The organism is Lacticaseibacillus thailandensis DSM 22698 = JCM 13996 (genome assembly GCF_001312865.1).
In the GTDB taxonomy this organism is placed as follows: Bacteria; Bacillota; Bacilli; order Lactobacillales; family Lactobacillaceae; genus Lacticaseibacillus; species Lacticaseibacillus thailandensis.
Map to the genome: position 1 here is coordinate 64518 of NZ_BBER01000005.1, position 14460 is coordinate 78977.

A 14460-nucleotide genomic window follows, 5' to 3' on the forward strand; every position below is an offset into this window, starting at 1 on the left:
GGCGGGCACCTGGGTGCCCACCGAAACGTTGCATAATGTTTGTAGTTTAACACTAATCACATACACTTGTCTTCCACAGGCGGACAACTGGACGTCAATGGGCACTCATCCGGTTACTGTAAATGGTCGCCAGCCATTTTGCATGCTGGCCGCACGTACCGTGCCCATAGGCCGTACTGATGCCCGTAGTTACCCCATCGCATCCAGGGTCGACTTTGTGCGGGTGGGGATGAAAGTTATACCTTTTTTTCATATAAAAACTGGGCCTAAACGTGTTATGCTTATGTGTAGCGAACCGAGATTGAGGAGGTCATTCCATTGCCAGCAAATGGATCCAAGCAACATAATCACGCAGGACGGCAGCTTTGGATTTGGGCGTGCGTCATTATTGCGTTGATTGCGGTTGGCGGCGTTAGTGCTTACACGATGCATAGTCAGCACACCGAGGCGGTTGCTAAGGCCGCTAAGAGTTCCAGTAGTAAGGCCAGTGCAGCCAAAGCCAGCAGCAAGCAGGCGGCAAAAAAAGGCGGTGAAGCAGAAGACCGTTGATTACACCAAACCGTCAGAGAATAAGGCGTATCCCGACGTGAATAAGTACCCGAACCTGTGGATTCACGTCTCCACCGAGAAGCAGCGCGTGTACATCATGAACGGTGACAAGGTGCTCTATACGATGTATTGCTCAACGGGGATGACTAACAGTAAGACGACGGCCACCCCGCACGGCACGTATCACGTGCAGGCGGAGCGCGGCCAAACGTTTTACAACGCGGCTGAACGGGAAGGTGCTAACTATTACACCTCTTGGGCTGGCCATGGTAGTCTTTTGTTCCACAGTGTTCCGATCGATGCCAATGGCAATTACATTAAATCGGAAGCGGCTAAGCTCGGCAAGAAGGGTGGCGCCTCGCACGGCTGTGTACGGTTAACCATTCCGGACGCTAAGTGGATCTACGAGAACATTAAATACAACACAAAAGTGGTAATTAATTAGTTAGCAGGCTATAATACCTGATTAGGATTGAACGGCACGTGCGTAATCAAGGCAGCTTTCCTCCCCGGCAAATCACCGGGCGGGGAAAACTGCTTTTGTGTAGAGAGCCGCGCCGCGCAATAGCTTTCGGCGGGGCGTAGCGCGTTTCAATACCTACTAGTGGCCACTGACCTTAATAGCAAGGTTGTGTCACATCATGAGAGCGGGTCGCTCGAGTTTAGCTTTTGAGTCAGCACCACATATTGAGAATGTTACCCATATAAGGAGAAACCAATTGCTCACAGTAAACAACGTTAGTATGACCTTTACCGACCGTACCCTATACACGGACGTCAACCTGAAGTTCACGCCTGGTAACTGTTACGGCATTATCGGCGCCAACGGGGCCGGCAAATCGACCTTCCTGAAGATTCTGGAGGGCAAGTTGGCACCCAGTACCGGGACCGTCACCCTTGATGCCCACGAACGCATGAGTAGTTTGCAGCAAGACCACTTTGCCTTTGACGATCAGACCGTGATGAATACGGTACTGCAGGGTCACAAGCGTTTGTTTGCGGTAATGCAGGCCAAAGACGCGCTGTATGCCAAGGCGGATTTTTCCGAGGAAGACGGTCTGAAGGCCGCCGACTTGGAGGGTGAATTTGCCGAAATGGATGGTTGGAACGCCGAAAGTGATGCCAGCCAGTTGTTGCAGCAGTTGGGGATTCCCGAGGCGCAACACCAAGCGCTGATGGGCGACCTGCCAGAAAGCGACAAGGTGAAGGTCTTGCTGGGGCAGGCCCTCTTTGGTCAACCCGACGTGTTGCTGCTGGACGAACCGACCAACGGGTTGGACACGCAAACAATTAGCTGGCTGGAAGACTTTTTGGCGGATTACCAGAACACCGTACTGATTGTCAGCCATGACCGGCATTTCCTGAACGCGGTCTGCACGATGATGTGTGACGTGGACTACGGCAAGATTGAATTATACGTGGGTAACTACGATTTCTGGCGTCAAAGTTCTGAACTGGCGCAGCAGCTGAAGTCCAACGCCAACGCCAAAAAGGAAGAACAGATCAAGCAGCTGCAAGAATTTGTGGCGCGGTTCTCCGCTAATGCCAGCAAGTCGAAGCAGGCGACGGCACGGAAGAAGCAGTTGGACAAAATCACGCTGGACGACATTAAACCCAGCAGCCGGAAGTACCCGTACGTAAAGTTCACCCAACAACGGGAAATTGGAAACGACTTGGTGCAGGCGCGCGGGGTGGCGTTAACGGTGGACGGTATGCCGGCTATCAGCAACGCCAACTTTATCCTGCATCCAGGTGAGAAGACCGCCATCATTAGTCGTAGTGACGTGACGGCAACGCAGTTGTTGCAGGTGTTAGCGGAAACGGTGCCGCCGGACGCAGGCGAAGTGGCGTGGGGTGTGACCACGGTACGGGGTTACATGCCGAAGGATTTGAACAGCGTCTTTGAGGACGACAGCCTGAGTATTCTTGATTGGTTGCGGCAGTACGCGCCGAAGAACCAGCAGGACAATACGTTCTTACGCGGGTTCTTGGGGCGGATGCTGTTCTCCGGTGACGATGTGTTGAAGCCAATCAGTGTGTTGTCCGGGGGCGAAAAGGTGCGGAGCATCTTATCCAAGCTGATGTTGACCCAGCCAAACGTGCTGGTTATGGACGACCCGACGAATCATTTGGACTTGGAGTCAATCCAGGCGCTGAACGACGCGCTGGTGGCGTTCCCAGGCTCCGTTATCTTTACGAGTCATGACCGGGAGTTCATCGAAACGATTGCGGACCATATCATTGAAGTAGGACCGCAAGGGGTGGTTGACCGGGCGGATACCACGTATGGTGAGTTCCTGGAGCACGAGGTAGTGCAGGAACAGGTTCAGAATATTTATGGATAAGGTAGCAAAGATTATTAAATGATATATAATAAGCGTATGCTTACACATGCGCTTTTTTTTGTACAGAGAACGCAGAGAGCGGAGCGGGCCGCTTAGAAAGCGATAGCGTAGGGCACTCTGGCTGAAAGGCCCGGGTTTGGCCTTTTAGTCAGAGTGCCCTACGCGGTAGCTTTCTGGCCCGCGGAGCTCGTTTCAATACCTGAGAGAAGCCACCGAGCGTGGCTGCAGGTTACCAGTTAGCAGTTACCGGATGGCTTGGGTTTGGCCATCTGGGTGGTAGTGCTTACGCGGCAGCTTCCTGCGGGGCGGAGCTCGTTTCAATACCTGAAGGAAGCCGCCCCGTGCGCCGTCAGGCGCTATTCGGAGTTACGGGACCGTTAATGGTTTCCAGGGCCGTACGTCCTGAAACCACCAGGGGTTAATACATATGCAACCAAGTTTTTCCATGTTCTGCTAGGAATGTATGCGTTAGTTTTGCGGTTTGGAGTAAAGCCGCGTGCACTATGGGGAGTGATTGGCAATGATGGGAGCTGAATTTAGGCGGCTACGTCGGCGTGAAGGTGCATCACTAAAGGATGTCGCCGGGGGCATTGTGTCATTGGGGGCCCTCTCGAAGTTTGAGGGTGGTTCGGCGGATATGCCGATTAATAAATTGGTAGCCATGCTACAACGCATGGGCGTATCACTACAGGAATTTGTCAGTGGGTTCGACCCGCTCGTGGGCAACCGCGACAGCTTAATGACCGTCGTGAACGCTCTTAGTGCGCAGAACGATGTGTCAGGATTGAAGCAACTGGTAACGAGGAAACAAGCACGTTATACGCGGCGGCAAACGCCACTCGACTTTCAGCAACTGTTGATCGCGGCAGGGGCTTATTTTGCGTTGAGCCAGGATAACCGGCTGAACGCTACGGAGCAACTCATTCTAAAGGATTGGTTTGGTCCCAAAGTTGCGTGGTCGGAGGCCAACGTCGTGACGTTTCGGTATGCTTGCGTGTTGTTGGCACCGACTATGTGCGCGGAGGTTGCGAACCGGTTATTCGGTGAAATACATAATATGTACGCGGTGAACCACTCGCTCAGTATTGCGGCGTGGGAAGCCGTATTGAGTGCGGACTGCTGGTTGATCGAATCGGGGACGTTGGCGTTGGCCAAGCAACTGACAAAACTCATTCAGCGGGATGTGGTGCCCGCGAACGCGTCATTGGTGGCGTACCGGCGGGAGTTTATTACCCGGTGTTTGGTTTACCGCGTTCATCCCGAGGCCGCCCACGCCACGGGGGTGACGGGACTGATCAGCTTTTTACGGATGGTTGGGTCGGTCCAGCTAGCCCAAAGTTACCGGAAGTTGGCCCAGAAGTTGTGTCGTGCTGACCTGTATGCTGAGGTGGTTCCACCAGCGCCAGCACCAGATGCGGTGTCGGAGGTACACGATGTCTATTAATGGTAGTTTTAAACGCATTCGTGAAGATTTGGGTTGGAGTATTACCGACCTAGCTGAGGGTATCGCCACGTGCAAATCGGTCGCGGGGTTTGAAGCCGGTGAACGGGACTTGGCGTTAGGCAAAGTGCAGGCGATGCTGGCGCGTATGGGGTTGACCCTGCGCACGTTCGCAGTGGTGGCCGGTGAACCCGACCGCGAGCTGGGGCACTGGCAGCGCTTAGGGAGCATGGCGCCCACGCCCGAACGGGTGAAGCACGCCTTTGACCAATTAGCGGCGCGGTACCAGCAGGCGCCCTGTGATACGAACTTCTATGCCATGATGGTGACGGCGGGTGATTACTATTACTTGGCCCACCGGCAACTCGTTGCGGCAGAGGACATTAACCACCTAGCGACGATTCTGGTGACTAGTGGTTCCTGGGACGAGACCCAGCTGGAGGTGTTGCACGCGGTGATGGTGATGTTACCGTCACCCAAAGTGTTGGTGTTGACGCGCGAAGTGTTGCAGGCCGCCGTCAGTATGCGCGAGTGGAACCAGATGGGTTACATATCGGCGTGGACCGTGGTCACGCGGGGACTGCGGGTGCTCATTGCGCGTCGGTCGAACTACGCGCAACCCTTGATCAAGGAAATTGACGCGGTGGGGATGGATGAACACCTGATCGAAGGCCGTTTTGGGGTGATGATGTTGAAACGCATTGCCCAACTGCAGGATGCGGATACGGATGCCCACCGGCAGGCGGTGTTGGCGATGTACAATATGCTGCCCGCGTTGAACAATCGGCACATGACGGCCTACTTTGACGAAACTTTGCTCGATACGGTCGGAATGACGCCCGCGCAACTGCAGGAGCCGGTCCCGCAAGATTAATTAACGTACATGAGGAACGCGCACCACGGGACCAATTGGTCACCAGTGGTGGCCGTTCCTTTTTATTGTGGTTGACTGGATTGTGGTGGGTTGATTGCGCAGTGTCTGGCCCGACCTGGCGGTGGTGCGCCAGGTCAATTTGTTACCCGTACGCACACGGTTCGCGGTAGAATGGTGGTACGAACATACGTACTGTTAGCACCAATAGTGAGTACTTAAACGGAGGAGATCAAGCCATGCGGATTTTACATACAGCAGACTGGCACATTGGGCGGACCCTGGCGGGGTTTGACCTGTTACCGGTGCAGCAGCGGTCCTTTGCGGCCCTCAGGCAGGTGGCGCACGACGAGCACGTGGATGGCGTCATTATTGCGGGTGACCTGTATGACCGTGGGTTGGCCGCAGAAAGTGCGGTCAACACCGTCAACAGCATGTTGCGCACCCTCAACCGCGAGGACGGGCTGCCCCTGTTAGTCATTAGTGGTAACCATGATTCAGCTCCGCGGTTGGCCACGGGGAGTGAGTGGTTTAGTAGCACCAAATTCTACCTGCATACGCGGCTAGCTGAGGCCTTTGAACCGGTCACGTTGGGGGACACCCAGTTTTTCCTGCTACCGTACTTTGAACCCGCCATGGCCCGCGCCTACTTTGAGGATGATAATCTGACCAACATTGCTGCCGCGATGGCGCCGGTCATTGACCGCATGGTGGCCCAGTTTGCACCGGATAAGCGCCACGTACTGGTAGCGCACTTTTTTTGCGGCTGGCAGCACACACAGTGGCTCCGAGACACCCGTGAATGTTGGTGGCCTGGACGCCGTGCCGCTGGACTTGCTGGCGCCGTTTGACTACGTCGCGTTGGGACACTTGCATAACCGGCATGCGGTCAATGCTGACCGGATCCAGTATGCAGGGTCGTTGGTCAAGTTTGATGTCAGCGAAACCGAGCAACGCAAAGGGGTGTACATCCTTGATACGGAGACGATGACCCGTAAGTTCATTGAAATTCCGCAAACACCGGACTTCATCCATATTCGCGGCAGCTTCGCGGAAATTATGGACCCAGACTTTTACCACCAGGTCGCGACGGATAGCTTTGTGCAAATCACGCTCACGGATACCGAAGTGATTCCGGACCTAATGATTCAGTTACGGCAGGTTTACCCGTATTGCACCGGGGTTGATCGTGCCCACGGGGTGCAAACCAGTGTGACGGACAAACCAGTCGACCGGCACCTGGACCCGATGGCTTTGCTCGCACAGTTTTATGCGGACACTAACGGCACAGAGCTGACATCCGAGCAGCGGCAGTGGGCGCAACAAGCCTTGGCTGACGTGCAGTAGGTCGACAGGAGGAACACGACATGCAATTTGAACTACTCGAAATGCAAAACTTTGGCCCGTACGCCAAGGCCCGCGTTGATTTTACCGACTTTGCGGACACGCCACTATTTTTAATTAGTGGTAACACCGGGGCAGGGAAAACGACCATCTTTGATGCACTCGTCTTTGCCCTTTACGGTACCGAGCGGCGCAACCAGACCGGTAACGGCCGGCTTGCTACGGCGCTACGGTCGGAATTTGCTGCGGCTAGTGAGCAGACGGTGGTGCACTTGCGCTTTCGTAACGATGATACGCAGTACGACATTACGCGGTCGATGTACGTGTCGCGTAACGGTGACCTGAAGCTGCGCAACCCGGAGCTGATTATTCACCGCGATGGTGAGCCTGACCAGGTGCTGGGCAAAGTCAAAGACGTCCTGGACGCTGTGGAAGGGATCTTGCACCTGAACCGCCAGCAGTTTCGGCAGATCATCCTGTTGCCCCAGGGTGAATTCCGCAAGTTTCTAGACGCCGACAGTGGTGAACGGGAGGCGTTGCTGCGGAGCCTCTTTGGTACCCAGATGTACCAGGACTGGGGTGAACGGTTGCGCAATCAGCAACAGGAGCTGAAGCAACGGGTCAGCACCACGGATCACCAGCTATTGGAGGCAATGCACGCCTTTGAGTGGGCGGACGCAACGGACGCAGTGCAGCAGGCGCGGGATGAACGGGCCCCATTGCCCGACCGGGTCACGGCAGCCAGTGCGGCGCTAGTAACGGACAGCCAAGCCGTGGCCTCACTGGCCGTGGTGGCTAGCAGCGCGGCCAGCGCGGCAGCGGTAGCGACTGCCAACTTTACACAGGGACAGTCGCTGGCTGGGGCTTGGCAACGCCAACGGACAGCCGTGGCTCAGCAAACCCAGTTAGCGGCCCAAAGTACGGCAGCCCAGGCGCGCCAGGCCCGAATTCAAGCGCTGAGCTGGGCACAGGCACACGCCACGACTTACCATAACTACTCGACGGCGCAAAGTGCGGCGAGTGCCGCAACGGTGCGGTTGCAGCAATTGACGGCACAGACCACCAGTGCAGCCACTGCTCAGAGTGCTGCTAGTAGTGCGGCGGCAACTGTGGCCGCGCAGGTCGATAGTATTGCCAGCCAGCGGCAGCGCGTGGCGACTTTGTCTAGCGCGGCGGTGCGGTTGCAGCGGGTGGCGGATTACTCAGCGGCAGTCGCTAGCGCGGCGACGGTGGCGGAGGCCCAGAGCACGGCGGCTAGCACGGCTACCGCAGCGTTGGCAGCCACGGACGCAACGTTGCAGACGGTGCAAACGCAGTTGGGAGCGCTCACGGTTGACCAATTACGGGAGCAGTCAACGCAACAGCAATTAGCCTTGGCGCAAATGCAACGGGCCGACGCGGCGGTCAGTGCGGCGCAAGCAGCGCAACAGCAGGCGGAGTCCGCCGCTAGCAAGGCTGTAGCTACGGTCGCGGCCGCACATGCACAAACGACAGCCGCAGCGCAACGGGCAGATGCAGTCCAATTGGCTTACTACCAGGATCAGGCGGCCATGTTGGCAGCTAAATTGGGACGGAATGACCCCTGCCCGGTTTGTGGGAGCACGGAACATCCGCACCTGGCGACGGCGACCACAACGGTGAGTGAGCAGGAGTTACAACAAGCACAGGCACAGTTACAACGGTACCAGGCTGATGAAGCTGGGGTGCACGCGCAAGTGCAGCAACTAACTACGCAGGCCCAGCAGGCGGCGGTGGCTACGAATGCAGCTGTTGAGAGCTTGGTGGATGTGGTCAACCAGGCGACGATTTTCGACGCAGCACCGGTACACGACCTAGCAACAGCCCACGCGGCCGTCATTGCGGCGACCACCAGTACGGAACAGACTGCTACTACCTTGGCCACGCAACAGCAACAGCAACAACAGCTGACCAAACGGACGCGTACGTTGACGGCGGCCCGTGATGAACAATCGGCCGCGGCCGTCCGAGCGACGCAAGCCGCGACCAGCGCGGAAACGGCCCGGCAGGTAGCTCAAGCCAACTGGCAACAGGCGGCTGCGGAGTTACCAGACGATGTACAGGATGTCGCTGCCGTGACGGCCGAACAACGGCGACTGACGGCGGCCATCAAGCTTACGATGACGACGCCAAAGCCGCCGCTGATACGCTGCGGGTCACAACCGCGACGTTGAATCAGCGGCAAGGTGAGCTGACCAGCCAGCAGCATGTGGTGGACGGCGCCCAAGCAACTTTGCGAACGGCCCAGGACGAGTTGGCGACGTTGGTGCGCGACCATTACGGGGATGAGGGCACGCTGGCACAGTTTGCCGCCGACCTGAAAGCGGTACCGCAATTAGCCAGTTTGCGGGCAGCTGACCAGGATTACCGTGAACAGGTGGCACAGGCAGCGGCACTACTGGCGGAGGCGCAGGCCGTGATCGGTGACCAACCCGAACCGGATATGGACGCGCTGCACCAGGCGGCCACCACGGCTACCAACCAGGCCGACCAGGCGCAGACGGCCCACCACGATGCGAGCGCCCGGTTGCGCCGGAACCAGCAACGGCTAGCTGATATTCAGCAACGGCTAATGGCGCAAGGTACGACCAGGCAGCGGCTCAATCAGCTCAGTACCCTGGTGGCGGCGTTTACGGGCAACAATCCCGCCAAGATGGGCTTGGAGCGGTACGTTTTACGTGCCTACTTTAACCGGGTATTGGCGCAGGGCACGGTGCGCCTCCAGGAGTTGACCCGGGGACGCTACGCCTTCCGGTTAAGTGATGATCAGGGGGATACTGGTAACCACACCGGCCTGGAAATTGACGTCTACGATGACCAGGTTGGGAGCACGCGGTCCGTGCAGACGCTATCCGGCGGGGAGAGTTTCATCGCGGCCTTGTCCCTCGCGTTAGCGTTGGGTGAAGTGATCCAGGAAGAAAGTGGTGGTATCGCCATCGACGCCTTGTTCGTGGATGAGGCTTTGGCTCGCTGGACCACGATAGCCTCACGATGGCGTTGGCCGCCCTGGAATCCATCGAGGGGCACCGTATGGTCGGCATCATCAGCCACGTGGAGCAGTTGCAAGACTCCGTACCGGACCAGCTACGGGTGACAGCCGACGGGACTGGGCACAGTAGCATCAAAGTGGTGCACAAGAACCGGTGACAATTTGCTAGCAATCGTTGCTGGCGTTTGCTAATAAAAGCGCTATAATAAAGAAGTACTAACCAAACATCATAACTGTGGTCGCCCCCTCATGGTGCGACATTCCAACCGGTAGTCGGCTCGCAGCTACGATTCTAGTGGAGCACAGTGGGGCGACCCACTGTGCCCTGTGCGAAAAGAGGCGAGAATGATGGCAGGAAAGCTCAGTAAAGAACAGCGTAAGGCTTTGATTCAGAAGGCTGAAGAGGACCGCTCAAAGCATCCCCAGAAGCAATCTGGTCAGTCAGGTTTCGCGGCAATCGACGCGGAGGCCGAGAAGCTGGAAAACGAAAACGAAAACAAGTAGTCTTTAGGTTCATTCGAACTCGGTGTTGTCCGTCGTGACGACGCCGAGTTTTTTTTGTGTTCAATTTGGGCCAAACTGGCGGGTGCGTAGTATAATTATGGAAAGCGTGGGGTAACGCTGCTTGGGGGCTGTGGCGGATCCGATCACTTTGACGGTTGCACGGCGTGGGTGGAACCAGCAAATGTCACTTTTGTAGTCGCGTAGCCTTGATGTTATTTAATTAGCAAGATATGTAAGCGCTATGCCGACGTCAGCCACTTTGGCTAGTTGCTGATTACGGTGATATTACCGTTGTGTTTAACGATGTGTCATGACAGCTAACCCAATCAAGCGGAGCTGTTGCTATGAGTGGACTGCACGGCTTGGATTGTGGTGGACAATTGTTCCGCAGACTTAGTCACGGTAAGTTGTGATATAGTCATACAATCTAATTAACCATTCGGCAAAAAAATATCCGACAATTGCGCTTAAATTGTTGTTTGCTGGGCATTGGTGGTGTAATCTTAAGGGTGTGTAAGTACGGGTCTCATTGTGAATGAGTAGGCGATTTTACGGGAGATGAGTATTGATGAAATTTAAGCGGGCGAAAAGGACGCCAACTCCAGAAATTAAGGAGCGCGTTAAAATGTGGAAATCTGGCAAGAGGTGGGTATATGGCACCCTCTTCTTCCTAGGTATGACTACCGCAATTGGTATGCACAACAATACCGTTTCCGATGCTGAGGAGACCAACGATACCAAGACCACGAATTCTGTTGATAGTGCTGCCGCTGCGGTGACGCAGGGACAAGTTTATACGTTGCAGAACCAGGGTCACAGTGCCGCTGCATCATCGGCAACGAATGGTGCGGATGACGGTGTGGCAACTAGTAGTACGAGTAGTACTGCGTCCAGTGCGGCGTCAGTGAGTGCGGCCACTAGTCAAAAAAAGTGGGTTAGAGTCTAATGCAAGTCAGGCAAGTAGTGGGACTGCTAATTTGGGGAGCAGTACCAGTACGTCCGCGGCCAGCACGGCGACTAGTAGTGTAGCACCAGCGAAATCCGCCGTAGAAGCGACCAACAGTGCTAGTGGCAATACTAGTGGTGCAGTTAGTGTGGCTGCGAGTGCGGTTAATTCAGACGGTACAACGCAGGTTAATGATGGCAAAACTATTCGTAGTAGTAGTGCTGCTAGCAACGCTACTAGTAGTGCTACGAGCACCAGTGCCGCTCCGGCTGATAGTGGTAGCACCACGAGTAGTGTAGCGTCGCAGCACGTGGCCGCAGCAACTGCCACCAGCGATATTGATGCGGCGGCCACAGCTGCCAGTGTCACGACTACGAGCACTATCACCCCGACGGTTAGTTACAAGAGCAGGTTGTCCGTAACCGATATTGACGCCGTGAACTCCGCTGCCAGCGAAGCCGCCATTGCTGCTAGCTCAGCAGCTTCCAGTGCGGCCACTAGTGCGGCTTTGCCAGCGGGGTTCTCGGTCACCGATCCTGATTATCCAAGTGGGGTCTTCCACTATGCGGAGGACTCAGATTGGTATACGTTTGCGCAGGTTGATGGCAATAGCGGGACGGTGACCTTTGCGATTGACCGGGCAACGCAAAGCAAGGTTCAAGTCGGTTTGGTGAATGGTGATACCGTCACCAATACGCAAGTAATGACGGATGGAAGCAAAATCAAACTGGCCGGATTGACTATTTTTGATGACGCTGAATCGGTCTATGCGCAAGGTGCACTCACGTATATCTTCGATGTTTATTCATACAAGACAGGTTCAAAGGGTACCTGGAGTGGTTATGCCTTCTTTAAGCCCCTTATGCAGACGCAAACCACACAGTATGTGGACCAAAATGGCAACCCCATCAGTGGTGCTGATCCAGTGGTTATGACTGGGTTGTCAGGGCAAAAGTACACGACTGCTCCCTCGGCCTCCTTAACTGGGTACACAGCTGCAGCGAGTGCCAATGCTAACGGTACGATGTCACCCTTTCAAACTGATGGCCAGACGCTAACGCAGGTCTTGCATAGCGTTGCTGGCGTCACGGACAACAAAACCACTATTACCTATACGGTAAAGGATGTTGATACGGGTGATATTTCCTTTGTGGCTAAGGGTGGATTAAACGGCTCTGGTGACTTGAAATACGTGACAGACCCGAAGGATAAAGAATATTCTAAATCGTACACACAGATTGGGTCATACCTGGTGACTAATCCGTACATCCCGCAAACCACTACTATCACCTACACTTACGATGCTTCGACGGTCAACCTAACCGTCAAGTATGTGGATTCCTTTGGCAATGAGATTCGCCCTGACGATTCGCTTGAGGCGACGTTTAACGATCCGTACACCGTGACCTACCCTGATATTGCGCATTACTCTGTGGATAATAGTTACACCGCTGATGCGACGAACAATCCGACCACGTTCACGCCAACGACGTTAAATGATGCGGATAATACCATTACTTTGCACTACGTTGGTGAAGATACGACGCTGACGGTCAAGCACGTGGACCAAAATGGTCAAGCAATTGGTACGGATACAACCATTAAAGGCCAATACGTTGAAAAGTTGACGCTGAACGCGGATACCGACAACAACTTTGATATTGATGGATATGCTGCTCCTGACGCGACCAACGTGACACTCGATGATGACTCCGATGCGAACATGGTCACGTTGACGTACACCAAGATCGGTGCTTTTCACATCACGCCGCCTAGCGGTGCGGCTTTGCCTGCTGGTATCACGACTACCACGGCGTACGACGTGACGGATAATAGTCCCATTGCGGTAGCTACCCCGGCTGGGTTCTACGTACCGTACTTTCTAGGTTACGCGCCTACCGCGACGGACGCCGTTACGGGCGCGGGCATCACGTTGACGCCAGTCGACCCCGATGATTTGACCAAAGGGTACCAGGCACCCGATGTGGCCACTTTGGGTAACGATGATATCAATATCACCTACCAGGAACAGGATGCACAGTACCAGGTCGAGTTTATTAGCGCTAAGGACGACCAGCCAGTGGTAGGCACGGTAACGACTGCTACGGCCCAAGTGGGCAGTCAGCAGCAGGTCACGTTGAATATTCCTGCTGGGTATGTAATAGGCATCAAACAAATTGATAGTCGCGTTACTTATCCTGGCAAAGTTGCGGGTACACTGAATCCGGTATATGGCGCGGACGGACAGATGGAAGTTGATGGCAACGGTCAGCCAATTGTAGCTTTGACCCTGACCGTGCCTGAAGGTGGTACCACCTATCAAGTGGTGGTGGACCCTGTCACTGAGGTCGCTGCACCTACCAATCCGCAGGACAGTTACTACCGGTATACACACCGGACCTTTGGGCTCACGTCGCAAGTTACGCTACCTGCCAACGCTCCGGCCGATACCGATTTGACGGTTAAGAATGGTGAGCAAAGTTTTGTTTATACACGGGCATATTATGTTGACCAGTATAATGACGCCACTACGGCGCTGTATTACGGTGCGTGGACGGCACCGGCAGATGAGACGTTTGATCCAGTCACCATTCCGGTGATTGCTGGCTTTGAACCGACCATTACGTTGACTGAAACGCGGACGGGTCAAAGTACTGAGGCTGGGACGGATACAGCCACGTTTACTGATGAAACCGACCTCAATAAAGCACTGCAGGATCACGTTACACAATTTGAAAATAACGCAAAAGAATCTGAAAAGTATGCTGACAGTAGTGCGGCGACGGTATACAGTGACACAATTAGTGTGCGGTACGTTGCAGAACCTCAAAAAGTTGTTGTGAGCTATGTCGACCAAAATGGGGATGAAATTGCCGGGTATGCCAGCCACACCATCACTGGTTCCACGGGTGCCAAGGTCGACTATGACCAAGATGACAGCGGTGCTGCCATTAGTGAGTTTGTCGCTGGGTACACGTTGAAGGATGCTTCCGACGAGACTAAGCAAGCCTACTTCGATACGGACACAGCGACGGATCAACAAGTGCAGTTACGGTATGTTGCTAATGGTGCGGTGACCATCACGCCGGTAGGGGCGACTAGTCCGGATAGTCCGGTGCAGTACACGACGGACCTGATGATCCTACCAAGGCAACTGGGTTATTCCTTATGTGGCTGGTTACACACCTGTTGTGGAAGGCGGCACCTTCGCACCTGTTGACCCGGATGATTTGAGTCAGGGCTATACGCTGACTCCGACAGACCCATCTAAGCCGTCTACTGTGATGTATGACGCGGATGCGCAAACAGTCACGGTTAAGTTTGAAGATGTTAGTGACAATAGTCCATTACAGCCCGATGCCACGATTACTGGGACGAGTGCAGCGACGATTGATTACGACAAGGACGCCAATGGTGATGCGATTAATTACGTTATTGCCGGTTACACGCTGA

Annotated in this window: 9 protein-coding genes and 2 pseudogenes; all 11 read left to right on the forward strand. The window is 54.9% G+C overall.

Features of this window, described 5'->3' with window-relative positions; translation table 11 throughout:
* Nucleotides 1-426: 426 nt before the first annotated feature.
* Nucleotides 427-994: pseudogene (locus JCM13996_RS07970) on the forward strand (L,D-transpeptidase).
* A gap of 274 nt (nt 995-1268) precedes the next feature.
* Nucleotides 1269-2894 carry an ATP-binding cassette domain-containing protein gene (locus tag JCM13996_RS07975; protein ID WP_054750731.1) on the forward strand — a complete coding sequence of 542 codons (1626 nt, stop codon included), beginning with the start codon at nt 1269-1271 and terminating at the stop codon, nt 2892-2894.
* A gap of 520 nt (nt 2895-3414) precedes the next feature.
* Nucleotides 3415-4338, forward strand: coding sequence for a helix-turn-helix domain-containing protein (locus JCM13996_RS07980; RefSeq protein WP_054750732.1), 924 nt, complete (start codon nt 3415-3417; stop codon nt 4336-4338).
* The gene (locus JCM13996_RS07985; protein ID WP_054750733.1) at nt 4328-5209 is read left to right on the forward strand and encodes a helix-turn-helix domain-containing protein; all 882 of its coding nucleotides are present in this window, start codon (nt 4328-4330) and stop codon (nt 5207-5209) included. Before JCM13996_RS07980 ends, JCM13996_RS07985 begins: the two co-directional genes overlap by 11 nt.
* A 236-nt stretch (nt 5210-5445) precedes the next feature.
* Nucleotides 5446-6553: pseudogene (locus tag JCM13996_RS07990) on the forward strand (exonuclease SbcCD subunit D).
* Nucleotides 6554-6573: 20 nt separating this feature from the next.
* Complete coding sequence (locus JCM13996_RS07995) at nt 6574-8742, forward strand: AAA family ATPase (protein WP_054750734.1); 2169 nt, start codon at nt 6574-6576, stop codon at nt 8740-8742.
* Entirely contained in the window at nt 8739-9662 is a 924-nt protein-coding gene (locus JCM13996_RS08000) for a sbcc family protein (RefSeq protein ID WP_054750735.1), read from the forward strand. Before JCM13996_RS07995 ends, JCM13996_RS08000 begins: the two co-directional genes overlap by 4 nt.
* A gap of 240 nt (nt 9663-9902) precedes the next feature.
* Nucleotides 9903-10061 carry a hypothetical protein gene (locus JCM13996_RS10955; RefSeq protein WP_156321920.1) on the forward strand — a complete coding sequence of 53 codons (159 nt, stop codon included), beginning with the start codon at nt 9903-9905 and terminating at the stop codon, nt 10059-10061.
* 568 nt (nt 10062-10629) lie between these two features.
* Entirely contained in the window at nt 10630-11007 is a 378-nt protein-coding gene (locus tag JCM13996_RS08005; RefSeq protein WP_082383891.1) for a KxYKxGKxW signal peptide domain-containing protein, read from the forward strand.
* Nucleotides 10970-14227 carry a MucBP domain-containing protein gene (locus JCM13996_RS08010; RefSeq protein ID WP_156321922.1) on the forward strand — a complete coding sequence of 1086 codons (3258 nt, stop codon included), beginning with the start codon at nt 10970-10972 and terminating at the stop codon, nt 14225-14227. Before JCM13996_RS08005 ends, JCM13996_RS08010 begins: the two co-directional genes overlap by 38 nt.
* A gap of 64 nt (nt 14228-14291) precedes the next feature.
* Nucleotides 14292-14460, forward strand: a 169-nt coding sequence (locus JCM13996_RS12960; protein WP_156321923.1) for a mucin-binding protein, incomplete at its 3' end; no start/stop codon positions are given.